This is a genomic window from Luteimonas sp. A649, from assembly GCF_054072735.1.
In genome coordinates this window covers 518,816-538,257 of the sequence record NZ_JBSVRQ010000001.1, presented here as the reverse complement: position 1 = coordinate 538,257, position 19,442 = coordinate 518,816, and the positions used below count along the sequence as shown (strand labels likewise).

General features: G+C 68.7%; 19 protein-coding genes and 1 tRNA gene. 8 read left to right on the top strand and 12 right to left on the bottom strand.

All coding sequences use genetic code 11. The features are described 5' to 3' along the window. Positions 1-3 precede the first annotated feature (3 nt). A complete protein-coding gene (locus ACW5E8_RS02595; protein WP_456963941.1) occupies positions 4-492 on the bottom strand; it encodes a pyridoxamine 5'-phosphate oxidase family protein in 489 nt (162 codons plus the stop codon). A 165-nt stretch (positions 493-657) separates the two neighbouring features. Here ACW5E8_RS02595 and ACW5E8_RS02590 point away from each other — a divergent pair, with 165 nt between their 5' ends. Continuing rightward, a complete protein-coding gene (locus ACW5E8_RS02590; protein ID WP_456963940.1) occupies positions 658-930 on the top strand; it encodes a hypothetical protein in 273 nt (90 codons plus the stop codon). A 13-nt stretch (positions 931-943) separates the two neighbouring features. Here ACW5E8_RS02590 and ACW5E8_RS02585 read toward each other — a convergent pair whose 3' ends face one another. From ACW5E8_RS02585 to ACW5E8_RS02575, 3 genes are read right to left on the bottom strand one after another with little or no spacing between them, the layout of a single operon-like run. Beyond that, positions 944-1,897 (bottom strand): ribonuclease H-like domain-containing protein, encoded by a 954-nt coding sequence (locus ACW5E8_RS02585; RefSeq protein ID WP_456963939.1) that lies wholly within the window; start codon positions 1,895-1,897, stop codon positions 944-946. Next, on the bottom strand, positions 1,894-4,398 hold the full coding sequence (locus tag ACW5E8_RS02580) for a DEAD/DEAH box helicase (RefSeq protein ID WP_456963938.1): 2,505 nt from the start codon (positions 4,396-4,398) through the stop codon (positions 1,894-1,896). The genes ACW5E8_RS02585 and ACW5E8_RS02580 overlap by 4 nt, the downstream gene beginning before the upstream one ends. A gap of 39 nt (positions 4,399-4,437) precedes the next feature. Further along, positions 4,438-5,334, bottom strand: coding sequence for an ATP-grasp domain-containing protein (locus ACW5E8_RS02575; RefSeq protein WP_456963937.1), 897 nt, complete (start codon positions 5,332-5,334; stop codon positions 4,438-4,440). Between the two features lie 72 nt (positions 5,335-5,406). On the opposite strand from ACW5E8_RS02575, the gene ACW5E8_RS02570 reads away from it, so the two are divergent. Continuing rightward, on the top strand, positions 5,407-5,676 hold the full coding sequence (locus ACW5E8_RS02570) for a hypothetical protein (RefSeq protein WP_456963936.1): 270 nt from the start codon (positions 5,407-5,409) through the stop codon (positions 5,674-5,676). A gap of 55 nt (positions 5,677-5,731) precedes the next feature. On the opposite strand, the gene ACW5E8_RS02565 is transcribed toward ACW5E8_RS02570, so the two are convergent. Further along, complete coding sequence (locus ACW5E8_RS02565) at positions 5,732-7,240, bottom strand: amino acid permease (RefSeq protein ID WP_456963935.1); 1,509 nt, start codon at positions 7,238-7,240, stop codon at positions 5,732-5,734. A gap of 120 nt (positions 7,241-7,360) precedes the next feature. Between ACW5E8_RS02565 and ACW5E8_RS02560 the strand changes: the two genes are divergently transcribed. The 3 genes from ACW5E8_RS02560 (at position 7,361) to ACW5E8_RS02550 (ending at position 9,513) form a co-directional block, all read left to right on the top strand. Next, positions 7,361-8,128, top strand: a complete 768-nt coding sequence (locus ACW5E8_RS02560) for a HipA family kinase (protein ID WP_456963934.1) — start codon at positions 7,361-7,363, stop codon at positions 8,126-8,128. Continuing rightward, positions 8,115-8,504: a DUF3037 domain-containing protein gene (locus ACW5E8_RS02555; protein WP_456963933.1), complete on the top strand. Its 390-nt coding sequence runs from the start codon at positions 8,115-8,117 to the stop codon at positions 8,502-8,504. The genes ACW5E8_RS02560 and ACW5E8_RS02555 overlap by 14 nt, the downstream gene beginning before the upstream one ends. A 442-nt stretch (positions 8,505-8,946) precedes the next feature. Then, positions 8,947-9,513, top strand: a complete 567-nt coding sequence (locus tag ACW5E8_RS02550; protein ID WP_456963932.1) for a hypothetical protein — start codon at positions 8,947-8,949, stop codon at positions 9,511-9,513. Between the two features lie 52 nt (positions 9,514-9,565). Here the strand turns inward: ACW5E8_RS02550 and ACW5E8_RS02545 are convergent, their stop codons facing one another. The 3 genes from ACW5E8_RS02545 to ACW5E8_RS02535 form a co-directional block, all read right to left on the bottom strand. Further along, positions 9,566-9,808, bottom strand: a complete 243-nt coding sequence (locus ACW5E8_RS02545) for a hypothetical protein (RefSeq protein WP_456963931.1) — start codon at positions 9,806-9,808, stop codon at positions 9,566-9,568. Between the two features lie 74 nt (positions 9,809-9,882). Next, entirely contained in the window at positions 9,883-11,547 is a 1,665-nt protein-coding gene (gene hutU / locus ACW5E8_RS02540; RefSeq protein WP_456963930.1) for a urocanate hydratase, read from the bottom strand. Positions 11,548-11,700: 153 nt separating this feature from the next. After that, positions 11,701-12,012, bottom strand: coding sequence for a hypothetical protein (locus ACW5E8_RS02535; protein WP_456963929.1), 312 nt, complete (start codon positions 12,010-12,012; stop codon positions 11,701-11,703). A gap of 231 nt (positions 12,013-12,243) precedes the next feature. Here ACW5E8_RS02535 and ACW5E8_RS02530 point away from each other — a divergent pair, with 231 nt between their 5' ends. Then, entirely contained in the window at positions 12,244-12,774 is a 531-nt protein-coding gene (locus ACW5E8_RS02530) for a hypothetical protein (RefSeq protein ID WP_456963928.1), read from the top strand. A gap of 31 nt (positions 12,775-12,805) precedes the next feature. Here ACW5E8_RS02530 and ACW5E8_RS02525 read toward each other — a convergent pair whose 3' ends face one another. Then, positions 12,806-13,663, bottom strand: coding sequence for a PA4780 family RIO1-like protein kinase (locus tag ACW5E8_RS02525; RefSeq protein WP_456963927.1), 858 nt, complete (start codon positions 13,661-13,663; stop codon positions 12,806-12,808). Between the two features lie 77 nt (positions 13,664-13,740). After that, positions 13,741-13,914 carry a DUF1328 family protein gene (locus tag ACW5E8_RS02520; RefSeq protein ID WP_456963926.1) on the bottom strand — a complete coding sequence of 58 codons (174 nt, stop codon included), beginning with the start codon at positions 13,912-13,914 and terminating at the stop codon, positions 13,741-13,743. Between the two features lie 173 nt (positions 13,915-14,087). On the opposite strand from ACW5E8_RS02520, the gene ACW5E8_RS02515 reads away from it, so the two are divergent. Then, positions 14,088-15,119, top strand: a complete 1,032-nt coding sequence (locus tag ACW5E8_RS02515) for an Lnb N-terminal periplasmic domain-containing protein (RefSeq protein WP_456965217.1) — start codon at positions 14,088-14,090, stop codon at positions 15,117-15,119. After that, a complete protein-coding gene (locus ACW5E8_RS02510; protein WP_456963925.1) occupies positions 15,116-17,143 on the top strand; it encodes an esterase/lipase family protein in 2,028 nt (675 codons plus the stop codon). The genes ACW5E8_RS02515 and ACW5E8_RS02510 overlap by 4 nt, the downstream gene beginning before the upstream one ends. A 56-nt stretch (positions 17,144-17,199) precedes the next feature. Here ACW5E8_RS02510 and ACW5E8_RS02505 read toward each other — a convergent pair. Together ACW5E8_RS02505 and uvrB are read right to left on the bottom strand one after the other, a co-directional pair. Next, positions 17,200-17,274: transfer RNA gene (locus ACW5E8_RS02505), tRNA-Val, on the bottom strand. A gap of 45 nt (positions 17,275-17,319) precedes the next feature. Continuing rightward, the gene (gene uvrB / locus ACW5E8_RS02500; protein ID WP_456963924.1) at positions 17,320-19,356 is read right to left on the bottom strand and encodes an excinuclease ABC subunit UvrB; all 2,037 of its coding nucleotides are present in this window, start codon (positions 19,354-19,356) and stop codon (positions 17,320-17,322) included. Positions 19,357-19,442: the final 86 nt, after the last annotated feature.

Genomic DNA, 19,442 nt, shown 5'->3' with positions numbered 1-19,442 from the left:
TACTCAGCGCAGGTCGACGGCGCCAACCTTGTCGGTGTAGTCCTTCTTCGGATCGATGCCGAGCAGCATCTTCACGCCGGCAAGCATGCTTGAGGCGTCGATCCACACTTCGGCATCTTCGGCATCCAGGCGCAGCAGGCGGAGCTTCGGATCGTCCTTGCCTTCGTACCAGGCGCCGACGAAGGGGTTCCACAGTCGTTCGACCACCGCGCGGTCGGTGTCAACGCGCAGCGTGCCGCGGATGCTCGCGAACAGGTCGTGGCCCTTGGAGGCGAAGCCGGCAATCGCGCGCCCGCTGCCGCCCTCGGCGAGGGTGCGCACCAAGGCGTTGTCGACGGAGGTGAAGAACCAGATCGGAGAGCGGCGGTCTTCCGCCTGCGCGGTCATGGGGCGTGCATGTCCGTCTTCCATGCCGTCCAGGCCGAGCATGACCGTGCGGTCGCTTTCCAGCGCCTTCCAGAACTTCTCTTCAAGATCGCGTGGGTCGGTCATCGTGGACTCCGGATTGGGGGGAGGTCTGGATTCAAGCACCCGCCCGGTGACAGCCACGTTGGCGTCGCGCGCACGCCGGCAGTCGCGCCCGGCCGGTTCACCTGCCGCGGACCGTCACTGCCGGATGATCGCTGCCACCAGCGACCTCAGAAGGCAGACCCATCCATGAATCCGGACCTCATCGGGTGGGCCGCCTCGGCCATCCTGCTCGCCACCCTCAGCCGCCAGATCGTCACGCAATGGAAGGACAAGGACGCCAAGGGCGTCTCACGCTGGCTGTTCGTGGGGCAGATCGCGGCGTCGACGGGCTTCGTGGTCTACAGCTGGCTGCTCGACAACTGGGTGTTCATCGTCACCAACGCGCTGATCCTGCTGACGGCAATCGTCGGGGAAGCAGGACTCCTGCTGCGCCGCCGGCAAGCCGCCAGCGCGGACTGACCCGGCCGGCTGCTCAAGCGATCACGGGCAGCGGGCAAACCGTCGAATCGCCTTCGGCCACGTCCTGCATGGCCTCCAGCAGCCCGCACAGGCTGCGCAGGTCCTGTGCGTTGTGCAGGCCGACGCGGCGCAGCTTGGAAGCGCTGCCGCCGCGCAGGTATCCCAGCCATGCGCCGGGGGCCTCCGACCCGGGCAGGTCGTCCTCGCGCAGAACGCCCAGCAGCTCGCGTTCGACGGTGGCCAGGCGGCAATTGGCCCAGACGCCCCGATAGCGGCGCCGCACCGGATGCAGCAAGTCGACATGGCGCAGCTCGGGCAGCGGATCCGGCTGCCGTGCGAGGCGGTAGCGCGTGGACAGCAGCGGGCGGTCGTAGCTCTTGCCGTTGTAGCTGACCAGCACCGTCTCCGGGTCGATCCAGGCGGCGAAGGTCGCGAGCATCGCCTCCTCCGCCGCCAGCTTCGTGATGCACAGCTGGCGGATGCGAAGGCCGCCGTCGCGCCAGTCGGCGGCGCCGATCATGAAAGCGCGCGTGCCGGTGCCTCCGGCGAGGCCGGTGGTTTCAGTGTCGAAGGCGAGCAGGTGCGCGCGCGGGATGTCGTCCTGGCCTATGCCGTGGAGTGGCAGGGTGTCCTCGCCTGCAGGCCACGGCGTCCATTGCTCGTGGTAACGCAGTCCGGGGGCGACTTCTTCGCCGGGGAGTGCGCGGTCGAGACTGCGCGGTGCCGGCGGGGGTGCCGCGGTGCGGATCTTCAACAGGCTGCGGAGCTGGGCGATCGTGGCTTCGCGCGACGCCTTCGCGGCGATGGCGTCGGCGCGATACGGGGCCCCCGTGTCGCGCAGCGCGCGGGCCGGATCCGGCCCAACGCCCGAAACAACGCTTGTGGACGGGGGGGCCGCCGGGGCCGCCGCCGGCGTCGAACCCGCCTGTCTGCGCAGTCCGGCGAGCCTTTTCGCCAGCGCGCTCATCCGGCCACCAGCAGGTCCAGCACGCGCAGCGCCAGCTGCCGCGGCGTCTGCGCCGCATCCTCGTCCACGGCCAGGATCGGCCCGACGCAGGCGGGACAGCCGCCGTGGCAGTCGCAGTCCGCCACCACCGCGCGCGCCTGCGCCAGCAGTTCGATGCGGCGTTCGTAGAGCGGCGACGACAGGCCGACGCCGCCGGGATAGTTGTCGTAGAGGTACAGCGTCGGAGTGAAGCTTCCAGCCGCTGGCAGCAGCATCGCCCCGTCGCCACCCGGCACAGGCACGCCGTCGCCATCGCTGAAGGGCGCGCCTTCCGGGCCGCGCAGCTGACCCCGCCCACGTGCATCGCGGCTCGCGAACCACGCCCCATCGCCACTGCCCACGGCCTTCAGCAGGTCGCGCGACTCCGCCATCACCGCCACCTGCGCCACCAGGTGCAGCGCGTGCGCGGCACCGAGGAAGCCGTCGAGCGCCTCGTGGCGCATCGCGAACGCATCCTCGAGCACGCGCTGCGGCAGCTGCCACCACACGGCGCTGGTGTGCAGCTCCTGATCGGGCAGCGTCACCGGGCCGTAGCCGATGTTCTCGTGGGTATGGAAGCGGATCTTCTTGTAGCCCGACACGCGGCGCACCACGTGCACTTCGCCCAGGTGCGCGGAGCCCTGCCCCGCTGGCGCCTGCTCGGCATCGTCGAGCACCTTGAGCTTGGTGTAGTCGATGGCGTCGGTGTAGTAGTCGACGTGGGTGCGCTGCACGTAGGCCTTGCGGCCCTCCCAGTCCAGCCGCTCCACCTGGAAGGGCTCGGACTGCACCATGTGGATCGCGCCCTCGTACAGCGTCAGCGCCGCGGCGGAGTAGTCGACCTCGGCGATGATCTTCTGGCGCCCGTCGGTGCGGTCGACCACCACGAAGTTGCCGTCGGCCACGGAGCGCAGGTTCACCGCCTGCGCGGGATAGCTGTCGGCGATCCATTCCCAGCGCTCGCCTTCGTGGTGCAGCACGCCGCTTTCGGCCAGCACCTCCAGCCACGGACCCGGGTCCACGGGGCCGAAACCGTCGCCGTCGCGGAACGGCAGTTCGAATGCAGCGCAGCGGATGTGATCAAGCAGGATCAGCGGCTGGTCGGGTTCGATGCGCGCCTGCTCGGGGCTGGCCGCGGCGAAGAACTCCGGATGCCGCACCACGTACTGGTCCAGCGCTTCGGAGCTCGCCACCAGCACGCCCAGCGCCGGCTGCTGCCGGCGCCCGGCACGACCGAAGCGCTGCCAGGTGGCGGAGATGCTGCCGGGATAGCCGTTCAGCACCACCACGTCGAGGTTGCCGATATCGACGCCCAGTTCCAGCGCCGAGGTGCTGACGATGCCGTCGATGCGCCCGGCGCGCATGTCCTGCTCCACCGCGCGGCGTTCGGTCGGCAGGTAGCCGCCGCGGTAGGCACGGATGCGTCGCGGCTTGCGCGGATCGTGATCGAAGACTTCCTTGAGGTATTTCGTCAGCACTTCGACCATCGACCGCGACTGGCAGAACACCAGCGTCTTCAGCCCGGCCCTGATCGCCAGCCGCGCGATGCGGTTGGACTGCGAGCGCGCCGACGCGCGGATGCCGAGATCCGGATTGATGACCGGCGGGTTCCACAGCAGCACGTGCTTGTCGCCGCGCGGCGCGCCGCTGTGCTCGATGACTTCGACCTCGTCGAGCGCGGCTTCGATCAGCGCGCGCCCGTGCTCGCCGGCATTGCCGATGGTCGCCGAGCACAGGATGAAGGTCGGCGACGTGCCATAGAACGCGCACACCCGCTTCAGCCGGCGGATGACATTGGCGACATGGCTGCCGAACACGCCGCGGTAGGTGTGCACTTCATCGATCACCACGTAGCGCAGGTTCTCGAAGAACTGCGCCCACTTGGTGTGGTGCGGCAGGATGCCCTGGTGGAGCATGTCGGGATTGCTGACCACGATGTCGCCGCTGACCCGGATCGCGCGTCGCGCATCACCCGGGGTATCGCCGTCGAAGGTGGCAGCACGCAGGCCGAGGTCGCCGGCGGCGTTGAGCTCCAGCAGTTCGGACACCTGGTCCTGCGCCAGCGCCTTGGTCGGGAACAGGTACAGCGCCTTGCCGCGCTCGCGCAGCGCGTTGGCGACGACGGGCAACGTGTAGCAGAGCGACTTGCCAGAAGCCGTGGGCGTGGCGACCACCAGGTGGCGGCCGGCCTGCGTGGCGGCCCAGGCGCGGGCCTGGTGGCTGTACAGCCGCTCGATCCCGCGCGCGCGCAGCGCCCGTGCCAAGGGTTCCGGCAGGTCGTCGGGGAACGGCGCGTACTCGCCCCCCTGCCCCGGCAGCATCAGGCTGCCGGTGACGCGGCCCGGGTACTTGGCCTCCAGCTTCGCGGCCAGCGTGGTGCCGCCCGCGGTAGTTGCGAGGTCGTGGGTGGGCTTCAGGATGGCGTTCAAAGGACTGCGGGCTCCGGCGCGTGGGACCCGCAGGCTGGGCCGGAGCGGTCTCATCTCCTGCGACTCGCCCGCCGCTCCTCGCTTGTGGAGGGACTACAGCAGGCGTCGCAGTGCTTCGGCGAATCCCGCACCACGCCGCGGATCCGCGCCAAGGTAGAAATCCGGTTCGATCAGCTCGGCTTCCATCAGCAGCCAGTGGCCTGCCGCATCGCGCACGGTGTCGATACGGGCATACAACAGCGGCTTCCCGATGGCGGCCAGGGTGCGCTCGGCGAGGGCCAGCGCGCCGGCTGGCGGCGACGGCAGCGGGGTGTACAAGCCTCCGAACTGCTCCTGGACGCGGAACTCACCCTCCGGTGGCCGCTTGTTCACCGCATGGCTCAACGTACCGCCGAAGAACAGCAGCGAAGTTTCGCCCTCGGTGGCAATGGTCGGGAGGTAGGGCTGGATCAGCATGTCCATGACTTCGCCATCCGCTCGCGGTTCGTCGGGCAGCGCATTGGCGAAGGGCTCGCCGCGACGCACGCGGCGCGTGTTCCAGGCACCGCCCGACACCGATGGCTTGACGATCAGCTCCCCGGCGCCGGTATCCGCGAACGCCTCTTCCAGCTGCTCCGGCGTCAGCTGGCGCGTCAGCACCGTGGGTGGCACCGGCACGCCGCGCGCCGACAGTTCCAGCAGGTAGCGCTTGTCGGAGTTCCATGCCAGCACGTCGGCCGGGTTGGACATCGGCACCCCCGCCTGACGCCAGGTCTCGCACGCGCGCAGCCAGCGGACGTGGTCGCGGTGATAGCCCCACACCAGCAGGGGCAGGACCTGCGCATGGCCACGCAGGCCGTCGGCGTCGTCCACGTGCGCGGTCCAAGGGGTCGCCACCACCGGAATGCCCTGCGCCGCGAGCGCATCCTGCAGCCGGGCCAGCACGGTCTGCCAGAGCCCGTGGTAGCTGTCGTCGGCGGGATCCGGGGTCAGGATCGCGATCTGGTTCATACCGGTTCCTCCGTTGCCACTGTCATGACGCCGCGTGGCCAACACTGGGCCCTCCACGCTCTGGAGCCCCCCATGGCCAAGTCCAACCCCACCATCCCCGACGCACCGGCCGAGGAATCCAGCCTCGACGACGGCGCCGACCTGCCCGAAACCCGCGGGCCGAAGCTGAAGGATCCGCGCGCGGTCTCGGCGATCGACAATATCGGCGTCGACACCGGCGCCGATCTCCTGGACGTGGCGCTTGACGACCAGCTTGGCGATGTCGACGCAGACGGCCGCTCCTTCGCCGACGACAAGCGCAGCGACACGCTCGGCGACGACGAAGCACGCGAACGACGCTGAAGCACCCCGCCGCGCCGGCGAACGGACCACGGCCCCGGTGCGCGGGCCACGGTCCCTAGTCCGGCATCGCCAGGCCCACGCGCGCGTGCCTGCGCCCGTAGGCGAAGTAGATGGCCGCGCCGATCACCAGCCACACCGCGAAGCGCACCCAGGTCAGCGTGGTCAGGTTGAGCATCAGGTAGAAGCACAGCACGGCGGACACGATCGGCAGCACCGGAGAAAACGGCACGCGGTAGGCGCGCGGCAGGTCCGGCCGCTTCCTGCGCAGCACCACCACCGCGATGCTCACCAGCACGAAGGCCGACAGCGTGCCGATGTTGATCATCTCCTCCAGGATCTCGACCTGGGTGAAGCCGGCCAGCAGCGCCACCGCGGCGCCGGTGATCAGCTGCAGGCGCACCGGCGTCTTGCGGGTCTTCGACGTGACGCTGAGCCAGCGCGGCAGCAGGCCGTCGCGGCTCATCGCGAGCAGCACGCGCGACAGCCCCATCAGCAGCACCATGATCACCGTGGTCAGGCCCAGCAGGATGCCGATCGAGATCACCTGCGCCGCCCAGCCCGCGCCGACGGCCACGAAGGCCGTCGCCAGCGACGGGTTCTCCGCCTCGGCCAGCAGCGTGTACGGCACCATGCCGGTCAGGGCCAGCGCGACGCCGATGTAAAGCACCGTCACCAGTGCCAGGCCGCCGAAGATGCCCAGCGGCAGCGTGCGCTGCGGATCCTTGACCTCCTCGGCCGAGGTCGCGACCACGTCGAAGCCGATGAAGGCGAAGAACACCAGCGCCGCGCCCGACAGCACGCCGGCCAGCCCGTACTTCGCCGGCTCCGCACCCGTCGCCCAGGCGAACAGCGACTGCGACCAGACATCCGCGTCGCCACCCGTGGCGGGTTCGGAGGGCGGGACGAAGGGCGTGAAGTTGGCCGGATCGAGATAGGTGAAGCCCACCACGATCACGAACACCACCACGCCGACCTTGATCACGGTGAACACGTTGTTGACCCGCGCCGACAGCTTGGTGCCCAGGATCAGCAGGCCCGTGAACACGCTCACGATGAACAGCGGGCCCCAGTCCACGGCGATGCCCAGCACGGCGATGGTGGTGGGTATGTGGACATCCATCAGCTCGAACACCATCGCCAGGTAGATGCCCCAGTACTTGGCGATCACCGCGCCCGCGGTGAGCAGTTCCAGGATCAGGTCCCAGCCGATGATCCAGGCCAGGAACTCGCCCAGCGTGGCATACGTATAGGTGTAGGCACTGCCGGCGACCGGGATGCTGGACGCGAACTCCGCGTAGCACATGATCGCCAGCGCGCAGGCCAGCGCCGCGAGCATGAACGACACCGTGACCGCCGGCCCCGCGAAGCTGCCCGCCGCGCGCGCGCCGACCGAAAAAATGCCCGCGCCAACCGCCACCGCAACGCCCAGGATCATCAGGTCCCAAGCGGTGAGCGTGCGCTTGAGCTCGCGGCCGGGCTCGCGGCTGTCGGCGATGGTCTGCTCGATGGACTTGGTGCGGAAGAGGCTTCGCGAGGGGCGGGGCCGGGGCGTTGCTTCGCTCATTCGGACGCGGCTCGTGTTGCGGTCGGGTTGATCCGCAGACTACGCCGCCCGGCGAGCGCCAGACAATGCCGAAAGGGCCGGACACAGCGCCCTCGCGACCGCCGGCGCTATGCTTGTCCGATGCGAACCGTCTCCGCCACCCGCTATGTCACGCCGCTGCGCGAAGGCGGCTCGATGCCGGCGATCGTCGAAGCCGACGACGACGGCATGTACGTGCTGAAGTTCCGCGGCGCCGGCCAAGGCCCGCGTGCGCTGGTGGCGGAGCTGGTCTCCGGCGGTATCGCGCGGGCGCTCGGGCTTCCGTTTCCCGAACTGGTGTTCATGGAGCTCGATGCCGAGCTGGCCCGCACCGAAGGCGACCCGGAGATCCAGGAGCTGATCAAGGCGAGCGCGGGCCTCAACATCGCGCTCGACTATCTTCCGGGCGCGGTCAACTTCGATCCGGTGGCGGAACAGCCCTCGGCCGGGCTCGCTTCGGCGATCGTCTGGTTCGATGCGTTCACCAGCAACGTCGATCGCACCGTTCGCAACCCCAACCTGCTGGTCTGGCACGGGCAGCTGACCCTGATCGACCACGGCGCGTCGCTGTACTTCCACCACGGCTGGGACGGCGACACCTCGGGCGCCGGGAAGCCCTTCCCGCTCATCCGCGAGCACGTGCTGCTTTCCTGGGCCAGCGAACTGGGGCAGGCGGACGCGCGCCTCAGCGCGCTGCTGCCGCCAGAGCGGCTGGCGGAGATCGTGGCGCTGGTTCCCGATGCATGGCTCCAGGGCGGCGACGCCTTCGGCAGCCCGCAGCAGCAGCGCGACGCCTACGCAAGTTACCTGCAGCAGCGTCTCGTGCTGCCCCGCGCCTTCGTGCAGGAGGCCATCCGTGCGCGCGCATGACAGCTACGACTACGCCGTGATCCGGGTGGTGCCACGCGTGGAGCGCGGCGAGTTCATCAACGTCGGCGTGATCGCTTCCTGCGAGAAGACGGGCTACCTCAAGGCGGTCATCGAACTGGACGAGGTGCGCCTGCGGTCACTGGATCCGCGGATCGACCTGCCCACCCTGCGGCCGCACCTCGACGCCATCCGGCGCATCTGCGAAGGCGGCCCCGGGGGCGGTCCGATCGGCCTGCTCCCTCAGCGCGCACGCTTTCATTGGCTGACCGCAAAACGGAGTGCCGTCATCCAGACCTCGCAGGTGCACATGGGCCGTTGCGGCGACATGGACGCCATCGTCGAGCACCTGATGGACAGGATGGTGCGGGTCAGCTGATGCGGAACATCGGCTGGCCGATGTGGGAGTCGCGGCGCGGCCGCAAGCGATAGCTGCCGTGGATATAGGCGACGTGCGGGCTGCTGCGGCGGCGGGGCACGTGATGGCCGGGCGCGGAGCGCGCCTGCGGCAGGCCGGCCTGGATGCGCGTGAGGCTGGTGGCCGGCTTCGACCTGGCGCGGGAGCGCGTGGTCCGGGAAGGGCGGCGAGGGAAGAAAAGGGACAGGATTGAGTGTTTGATTTGACTGGTGATTTTGATCCTCCAAGAATTAAATTCAATGTTTACAACGAGTTAACGCGCCAATTATAGCACAATCCTGACTTTTATGAATAGGGAACCGAGGTTTCGCTGCAATAACCCGTGGCTTGACCCGGGTCATTGGGGAAGGCGCCTGGCCACCCTTAGCATGGTTGGCAGACCCACTGCTCCCTGGAGCTTTCCATGACACTCAAGCAACTCCCCTTGGCGTTGGCCCTCACGCTCGTGCTCGGCACGATGGCGTCGGGCTGCGCCCAGGACGATATCCAGCCGGCCCCGTCGGTGGACTTCGCGACCGCCGCCCACGACGCCTACCCTGAAGCCGACGCGCACGCCGACTCGCATGACGCAGACCATGCCCACGCAGTCGCCGAGGCCTCGGGCGTGGACTTCCCCGTTCCCGACAACCACGAGCGCTGGCAGCCCGATGCACCCTTGATCGAAGGCATGTCGCGCGTCCGCACTGCGCTCGCCGGCCTGGAGCACGCCGGTGCCGCGCAACATCCGGATGAGGCCACCGTGGTGGCGCGCGCCGCCGACGTCGACGCCGCGATCGAGTACATGTTCGCCAACTGCAGCCTGGATACCGAGCCCGACATCGCCCTGCACGCCATCCTGGCGCGGCTGATGGCCGGCACCCAGGCCCTACACGCGGATCCCGCCGACACCACTCCGGTGGTCGACATGGAAGCGACGATCGACAACTACGAGCAGCTGTTCAACGATCCCGCTGCCGAAGCCGCTTCGTAGGTACTCGCGGCCAGTACGCGCCCTCCAGCCCTGCGCTGGAGGGCAGTCACGCTCAGCGCTGCACCGGCTGCCGGTAGAGCGCGGCGCTGATGCACGAGAACACGCTGACCACGAACCACCCGAACGGGAACAGCGACAGGGTGATGATCCAGGTCAGCCCGCCGGCGATGCAGCCGGCGACGAACCACAGGATCGCCGACAGCACGCGCCCCTGCACCAGCTGGCCCAGGCCGGGAATGAAAAGGCTGCAGATGGCGGCGATGACGTTGCCGGTGGAACCTTGTCCGTTGCTCATCAGGGGTGCTCCAGGTGAATCGGTAAGCGGTCGCGGATCATGCGGCGTCCGCATTCATCCGGTCGTGAAGACGCTCAGGCCATCGGCAGTTTGAGGCCCTGCTCTTTCGCGCACTCCTTCGCGATCTCGTATCCCGCGTCCGCGTGGCGCATCACCCCGGTGCCCGGGTCGTTCCACAGCACCCGCGCCAGGCGCCTGTCGGCCTCTTCGCTGCCGTCGCAGACGATCACCACGCCGCTGTGCTGGGAATAGCCCATGCCCACCCCGCCGCCATGGTGCAGGGAGACCCAGGTCGCGCCGCCGGCGACGTTGAGCATGGCGTTGAGCAGCGGCCAGTCGCTGACCGCGTCGCTGCCGTCCTTCATGGCTTCGGTCTCGCGGTTGGGTGAAGCCACGCTGCCCGAATCGAGATGATCGCGGCCAATCACCACCGGCGCCTTCAGCTCGCCGTTGCGGACCATTTCATTGAACGCCAGGCCCAGGCGATGGCGCTGCCCCAGGCCGACCCAGCAGATGCGCGCCGGCAGGCCTTGGAAGGCGATGCGCTCGCGCGCCATGTCCAGCCAGCTGTGCAGGTGCTCGTCGTCGGGGATCAGCTCCTTGACCTTGGCGTCAGTCTTGTAGATGTCCTCGGGATCACCGGAGAGCGCCACCCATCGGAACGGGCCGATGCCGCGGCAGAACAGCGGCCGCACGTAGGCCGGCACGAAGCCCGGGAAGTCGAACGCGTTCGCACAGCCTTCGTCCTTGGCCATCTGCCGGATGTTGTTGCCGTAGTCGACGGTCGGGATGCCGCGGGCGTGGAAGGCCAGCATCGCCTCCACGTGCACGCGCATCGACTGCTTGGCGGCGTCGCGCACTTTTTCAGGATTGGCTTGCTGCTCCGCCATCCACTGCTCGACGGTCCAGCCAACCGGCAGGTAGCCATGCACGGGATCGTGGGCGCTGGTCTGGTCGGTGACGCAGTCCGGACGCACGCCGCGCTTCACCAGCTCCGGCAGGATTTCGGCGGCGTTGCCCAGGAGCGCGATCGACTTCGCTTCGCCCGTGCCGGTGTACTTCGCGATCCGCGCCAGGGCGTCGTCGATATCGCTCGCCTGTTCGTCGACATAGCGGGTGCGCAGGCGGAAATCGATGCTGGCCTGGCGGCATTCGATGGTCAGCGAACTTGCGCCGGCAAGCGACGCCGCCAGCGGCTGCGCGCCGCCCATGCCGCCCAGGCCCGCGGTCAGGATCCAGCGGCCCTTGAGGCTGCCGCCGTAGTGCTGGCGGCCCATCTCAACGAAGGTTTCGTAGGTGCCCTGCACGATGCCCTGGCTGCCGATGTAGATCCACGATCCGGCCGTCATCTGGCCGTACATCATCAGACCCTTGCGATCGAGCTCGTTGAAGTGCTCCCAGTTGGCCCAGGCCGGCACCAGGTTGGAGTTGGCGATCAGCACCCGCGGCGCGTCGGCGTGGGTCGGGAAGATGCCGACCGGCTTGCCGGACTGCACCAGCAGGGTTTCGTCGTCGCCCAAGTTGCGCAGGGATTCGAGGATGGCGTCGTAGCTTTCCCAGTCGCGCGCGGCGCGGCCGATGCCGCCGTAGACCACCAGGTCCTCCGGTCGCTCGGCCACGTCGGGATCCAGATTGTTCTGGAGCATGCGGAACGGCGCTTCGGTCAACCACGAGCGGCAGCTGAGCGTGGTGCCGCGGGGCGCGCGGACGGTACGGGAGGGGTCGTGGCGGGTCGACATGGGCGCGTCATCAACACAGGACTGGACGCCGGATTATCGCATCGCCTGAAAAGAAGACGCCCGGCACGGGGCCGGGCGCTGTGGAGGCCAACGCTGGGCCTCCGAACCGCGGACGCCCTGCCTGGACCGGGCGTCACAAGTTGCGTCGGGGGATCAGCGCAGCGACGGATCGAGTCGGCGCAGCGCGTCCTGCAGATCGACCGAGCCGGTCCGCTCGATGTCCTCGCGCGTATAGACGCGGCCACCGGTGGCCACGCAGTCCTTCTGCTCGGACTTCGAGCGTGCGTTGCGCGCGGCCACGATGCGCGAGCCGGTCTGCTCGATGCAGAACCGGTCGTCGGCCTTGCGCGCGTCCTTGGCACGGCTGCGCGCGGCCTCTTCGGGCTCGTCCTGCGCATGGACCAGGACCGGGGCGGCGGCGAACGCCATCGCGGCCAGTGCGGCGGTGATGAAGACATGCTTCATGGGGTCACCTCGTGGGGTGCTGTGGGGGAGCAGCCTCCAACGATACGCCGGACCTCGCGTGCGCGCAGGCGCCAGCAAACCTGCGTTCACGACATCGTCAGGCTTGTCGACAGCGTGGGGACCGGTGCCGCCGGCAGCAGCCGCGCACGATGGCGGCGCTCGGCGCAGCAGCGGATTTTCCCGCGGCGCACAGGGTAAGCTGCGGACGAGTCCCACGGGAGGAGCCTGCCGATGCGCTGGCCTGGATTCCGAGATGATGGCGGCCTCATCCTGCCGCTCGATCCGCAGCCGCTGCTGCCGCCAGGCATGCCCTTGCGCCTGCGCCTGGACGGCCATGTGCTGGAACGCAAGCGCGAACTGCACATGACCCTGCTCAACCGCGATGCCGGCATCGCCCTGCGCGCGCAACTGGGCGAAGCGCGCATGCGCGCCCTGTTCGAGTCGGTCGAGTGGGTACCACGGGGGACCGGGCGACACGCGCTGCTGCACAAGGCCAAGGAGCAATGGGACGGCCCGCTGCAAGCCTGGTCGCTGATCGAACACATGCAGGCGCCCGGCTACGCCGAGTTCCGCTATCGCCTGGCGCAGGAGAGCGGACTGACGCTCGACTGCGGGGTGCCGCACGTCACGCTGTACGTCGCGGGCGATCCCTACGGCATCGGCCTGCCGGACCTTGCCGCCTACCGCGCCTGCTTCGTGCGCGAAGTCGTGGCATCGGAAGTGATGCGGGATCCGGCCATCCTCCGCCACTCGCCGGCCTGAGCCGCCCTGCCGGCACGGCCGGCCCGCGGGTTCAGTCCTCTTCCGCCGCGGCCTCGCGGCCCTGCTGGCGGATCAGTGCTTCCTCGCGCGCGTCGTTGATCGCTTCGCGCACGCCGTCGATGTCCGGCGCGGATTCATCATGGACGAACACACCCGTCAGTTCGCTGTCCGGCTGCAGCTCGCCCGCCTCGAACAGCGCCCACATCTCCTCTCCGTACCAGGTGTCCAACAAGTCGGGCGCCCAGGCGCCGAGGCTGGCCGTGAGATTGTTGACGTCGCGCAGCAGCATCGTGCGCGCGGCGTTGTTGCCCGCGGCGCTGACCACCTGGGGGAAGTCGATCACCACCGGGCCGTCCGGCGCCACCAGCACGTTGTACTCCGACAGGTCGCCATGGATCAGCCCGCTGCAGAGCATCCGCACCACCTGGCGCACCAGCACGCGGTGGAAGCCACGTGCCTGCTCCGGCGACAGCTCGACCTCGGCCAGCCTCGGTGCCGAGTGGCCGTCGGCGTCGACCACCAGCTCCATCACCAGCACGCCGTGGAAATAGCCGTAGGGCTCCGGCACGCGCACGCCGGCGTCGCGCAGCTGGTACAGCGCATCTACCTCGGTGTTCTTCCACTCCGCTTCCTGCTGCTTGCGGCCGTAGCGCGTGGCCTTGCCGATCGCGCGCGCCTCGCGGCTGCCGCGGACCTTGCGGCCTTCCTGGTACTGCACGCGTTGCTGGAAGCTGCGCTGCGCCATGTCCTTGTAGACCTTGGCGCAGCGGATGTCGCCGCCGGCGCGCACCACGTAGACCGCGGCCTCCTTGCCGCTCTTGAGCGGACGCATGACTTCGTCGATCACGCCGTCATCGATCAGCGGCTGCAGGCCGCTAGGTGTTTTCATGGAATTCCGGCGCCCGGCCTGTGATTGACCGGTCAGTCAAACACGCGCGCCGGCCGGACGCCAGCCCTGCGCCCGGGCTAGGTGACCTTCTTGTAGATGGTCACGCCAAGCACGAACAGGATCACGGCGATGATGATCGCCGCGAAGAACAGGAACTTGGCGATACCCATGGCAGCGCCCGCGGCGCCGGTGAATCCGAGCGCGCCGGCGATGAGTCCGATGACGGCGAAGATGATGGCCCACTTGATCATGTCGATTCCTGTGGCGGCGGATGCAATGCAGGCAACGCTATGCGGGCCGCGGTGTGACCCATGTGAATGGCTGCGCCACAATGCCTCCCGCGTCACAGGCAGCAGGAGCAGCGGTGTCCAAGTACGAGTCCGACCAGGAGAGTGCCGCGCCAGAAGCGGGTGGCTGCCGCGCTTTGCGGATCGCAGCAAGCTGCGTGCTGTCGCTGCTGATCGCCGCTGCCACCGTGTGGGGTGGACTCCTGCTCCACTTCCATGGCCCGGGATCTGCCCCGTTGCGCATGCTGCCGGTCGTCGCCTGGTGCCTGCTTGGCACCGCCGCCTGCCTGGCTCCCGCCTGGCACGCCCTTCGCGTCCGCCAGCGCCCGCTGCTGGTCTCGTTCGTGGCCGGATTCGCCGCATTGCTCGCCTGGTGGTTCACCCTCTCCCCCTCGCACGACCGCGAGTGGGCGGACGATGTCGCCCGCCTGCTGGACGCGGAGGTGCGGGACAACCGGGTGGTGCTGCGCAACGTCCGCAATTTCGAATGGCGCAGCGAAACCGACTACACGCAGCGCTGGGAAACGCGCGAGTACGACCTCGACCGGCTGGCCACGGCCGACCTGGTGCTGTCCTACTGGATGGGACCGCATATCGCACACACCCTGGTGTCGTTCGGCTTCGAGGACGGCAGCCAGGTGGTGTTCTCGGCGGAGATCCGCAAGGAGCGGCAGGAAAGCTTCTCGGCGCTGGCCGGCTTCTTCCGCAATTACGAACAGGTGCTGGTGGCCGCGGATGAGCGCGACATCATCCGCACCCGCAGCAACGCCCGCGGCGAAGACGTGTTCCTCTACCGCCTGGATGCGCCGCCGGAGGCGCTGCGCGGGATGTTCCTCGGCTTCGTGGACAGCGCCAATGCCCTGCGGCTGCGGCCAGCCTTCTACAATTCGCTGACCGGCAACTGCACCACTGTCATCTTCGACATCGCCCGCCACGTCGCACCGGGGTTGCCCATGGACTATCGCCTGCTGCTGTCGGGCCACTTCGCCGAGTACGCCCATGACCAGGGCGGACTGACGGCCGGTTACAGCTTCGACGAGCTGCAGGAGCGTGGCTACATCAACCCGCGCGCGCTGGCGGTCCCTGCCGACGACCCCGATGCAGCCGCGTTCTCCCGCGCGATCCGCCGGCAGGTGCCCGGCGTCCCGGCACCCGGGACTGCGCCATGACCGAGGTGCGGATGCCGGTCCGGCTCCTGTCCTCGGGGTTGCTGCTCCTGCTGCTGGGTGGCTGCGCGATCCTCAAGGAGTTCGCACCGCGGGTGGAGGCGGAGGCGCTGGGTCCCGGCGAATACATCGCCATCAAGCGCGGCGACATCCTCACCGCGAACGAGCTCAGCGCGTCCACCCAGGCGACCCTGCGCGTGGCAGGTCTCGACGATGGACCCTGCGCCACGCCGCCGGCACCAGGCTGCATGCCGGCGCTGGCCGCGGTGGAAGGCATCGCCGGGGAGCGACGCCTGGCCAGCTTGGCCGAACTGTGGACACAGCAGGCGATGGCGCTGACGCCCAGCGGCACCGTGCCTGCCGCGGATGCACAGCTTGATGCGTGGCTCGAAGCCGCGCGCCACGCTTATGCCTACCTCTTCTTCAGCGAACGCGCGCCGGGCGAGCGCGCCTTCGAAGATCGGCAGACCCAGGTCCGCGATTACTACAACTACGCCGTCCAACAGGCCGCGAGCGGCATGTTCGCGCGCTGGCAGGAACGCATCGGCGACGCCGGTGTCCACGAAGGCTCATCGGCGGCCGACGTCCCCGACGGCGGCGCCTCGCTCGACATCGCCGGATGGACCATCCACAGCGACATGTCCGGCATCCGCATGCCCCAGGGAGTAGACCTGCCGGCGGAGCTGGTGCCTGCGTCCGCGCTGAACTTCGCCGGCCTGCGCAGCATCTATCGCCGCGACGGCTTTGGCGCCGAGGTGGTGGCGGTGATGGGCGACGACCCGGTGACGTCGGCGGCACCGCCACCGCTGCATGACCTGGAGGCCGGCGCCGAGGATGCAGGCGAACGCCCGCGCAGGGGAGAACGGCCCCGCGCCTGGAGCGAGATGCCCTCGCCTGCCCTGACTCTGCTGATCCGCTTCCCCGGCGAAGACCTCGCCGGGGTGCTCGCGACGCGGGAACTGATCGTCAGCGCGCACGACCCCTACGACGAGGACACCATCGAGCTGCACGGCCTGCAGGTGCCGCTGGCCGCCAACTACACCGCCGGCTACGGCCTGTGGCTGGCGCGGTCTGGATTCGCGCGGCAGTCGCTGCAGACCCTCTTCGGCCGCGAAAGCGGCATCACCCGTCCGCACCTGTACATGATGCAGCCCTACGATCCGGACCGCCGGATCCTGCTGATGATCCACGGCCTCGCCAGCAGCCCGGAAGCCTGGGTGAACGTGGCCAACGAAGTGATGGGCGACGAGACGCTGCGCCGGGAATTCCAGATCTGGCAGGTCTACTACCCCACCAACATGCCGCTGGTGCTGAACCAGGCCGCGATCCGCCGGATCTATACCGACACGCTGCGGCACTTCGATCCGCAGGGCACGGCGCAGGCCTCGCGCGACACCGTGCTCATCGGCCACAGCATGGGCGGCGTGCTGTCGCGCCTGCTGGTGTCATCGGCCGACGACCAGCTGTGGAACTGGATGCTGGAGAACTACGAGCTCGACGACGGCCGCCTGGAGCGCGCAGGCCCGCGACTGGAGCGGATGCTGCGCTTCGAACCGCTTTCGGGCGTCGACCGGGTGATCTTCATCGCCGCCCCGCACCGAGGCACCGCCGTGGCCGGCAACCGCCTGGGGCGCTTCATCGCGAAGCTGGTCCGGCTGCCCCTGACCGTGCTCGAAGAGGTGGGCGAAGTCTTCACGGGCGACGAGGGCGCATCCCCCGGTGATTTCGTGTTGCCCAACAGCATCGACAACCTGAGCGAGAACGACCCGTTCGTGCGGGCCGCCGCGGACCTGCCGATATCGCCGCGCGTGCGCTACCACAGCATCATTGCCCAGGCGGACCCGGCCCTGCCGCTGGAGGCCTCCGATGACGGCCTCGTGCCCTACCGCAGCGCCCACCTGCCGGGCGCGCTGTCGGAGAAGGTGATCATCTCGGGCCACAGCGTCCAGGAGAGCGCGCAGGCGATCCTGGAGATCCGGCGGATCCTGCACGGGCACCTGGCCGAAAGCGCCAGGCCGGGCGGGTAATGACCCGGCCGGGCAACAAAAAACCCCCGGAGCCGGAGGTTTGTTGTCCACGAAAGTGGTGGGCGGTGAGGGTTTCGAACCCCCGACCCCTACCATGTCAAGGTAGTGCTCTACCACTGAGCTAACCGCCCCGAAGGGACGCGAATTCTAGCTGCTCGACGGGGTCCCGGCAAGTCTCAGCGGAAGGCCAGCATGGCCTCCTTCAGCTGGTGGATGCGGTCGCGGACGGCCGCGGCCTCCTCGAACTCCAGGTCCCGGGCGTGCTGGTACATCTGCTGCTCCAGCTCCTTGAGCCGGGCGGCGGCCCGCGCGGGGTCCATCCGCGCGTAATCGTCGGCCGGTTCGGCGACCTTGCGGCCCTTGCCCCGCCCGCTGGCGCGGGCCTCGGCGGCGTCGCTGCGGGCGCCTTCCATGATGTCCATGACCGGCCGCGCCACCGACCGCGGGGTGATGCCGTGCTCGAGGTTGTATTCGACCTGCTTCGCCCGGCGGCGGTCGGTCTCGTCGATCGCGCGCCTCATCGAGTCGGTGACCCGGTCGGCATACAGGATCGCCTTGCCGCGCAGGTTGCGCGCCGCGCGGCCGATGGTCTGGATCAGCGAGCCGGTCGAGCGCAGGAAGCCTTCCTTGTCGGCATCGAGGATCGCCACCAGCGAGACCTCCGGCATGTCCAGGCCCTCGCGCAGCAGGTTGATGCCCACCAGCACGTCGAACTTGCCCAGTCGCAGGTCGCGGATGATCTCCACCCGCTCGACGGTGTCGATGTCGGAGTGCAGGTAGCGCACGCGCACGTCGTGTTCGCCGAGGTACTCGGTGAGGTTCTCGGCCATGCGCTTGGTGAGCGTGGTGATGAGCACGCGGTCGCCCATGGCGACGCGCAGGTTGATCTCACCCAGGACGTCGTCGACCTGGGTCGCCACGGGGCGGATCTCGACCTCGGGATCGATCAAACCGGTCGGCCGGACCACCAGTTCCACGACTTCGTCGCCCGAGTGTTCAAGCTCGTACTTGCCAGGCGTGGCCGAGACGAAGATCTTGCGCGGTGCCCGCTCCTCCCACTCCTCGAAGCGCAGCGGACGGTTGTCGAGCGCCGACGGCAGGCGGAAGCCGAACTCCACCAGCGTCTCCTTGCGTGCACGGTCGCCGCGATACATGCCGCCGATCTGCGGCACGGTGACGTGCGACTCGTCGACCACCAGCAGGGCGTCGGGCGGCAGGTAGTCGAACAGCGTCGGCGGTGGCGCGCCGTCCGGGCGCCGCGTGAGGTGGCGCGAATAGTTCTCGATGCCGTTGCAGTAGCCGACCTCGGCCATCATCTCGATGTCGAACTGGGTGCGCTGGGCAAGCCGCTGCGCTTCGACCAGCTTGTTCTCGGCGTACAGCTTCTCCAGATGCGCCTTGAGCTCCACCTTGATGGTCTCGATCGCGTTGAGCACGCTTTCGCGGGTGCTGGCGTAATGGGTCTTGGGATAGACCGTGTAGCGCGGCACCTTGCGCTGCACCTCGCCGGTGAGCGGGTCGAAGAGGCTGAGGTTTTCGACCTCGCCATCAAACAGCTCGATGCGCAGCGCTTCCGCTTCCGACTCCGCCGGATGTACGTCGATCACCTCGCCGCGCACGCGGTAGGTGCCGCGGCGCAACTCGGTGTCGTTGCGCGTGTACTGCAGCTCGGTGAGGTGCCGGATCAGCTGGCGCTGGTCGATCAGCTCGCCGCGGGCGAGGATCAGGCGCAGCTTGAGGTAATCCTCCGGATCGCCGAGACCGTAGATCGCCGAGACCGTCGCCACGATCAGCGCGTCCGGCCGCGACAGCAGCGCCTTTGTCGCCGACAGCCGCATCTGTTCGATGTGCTCGTTCATCGAACTGTCCTTCTCGATGAAGGTGTCCGACGAGGGCACGTAGGCCTCGGGCTGGTAGTAGTCGTAGTAGCTGACGAAGTACTCGACCGCGTTGTGCGGGAAGAAGGACTTGAACTCGCCGTAGAGCTGCGCGGCGAGCGTCTTGTTCGGCGCCATCACGATCGTCGGCTTCTGCACCGCCTCGACCACGTTGGCGATGGTGTAGGTCTTGCCGGAGCCGGTGACGCCGAGCAGTGTCTGCTGCGCCAGGCCGCTTTCGAAGCCTGCGATCAGGCGTTCGATCGCCTGCGGCTGGTCGCCGGCGGGCTGGTAGGGGGAGACAAGCTGGAACTGCGGGTAATCCGGACGATTCATCCCCCCATTGTAGGAGTGCGCGCGGGCGCACTCCTGTACTCCCCTTCACATCACTGCCGGCTTCCCCTACAGCGGCCTCGCGTTCC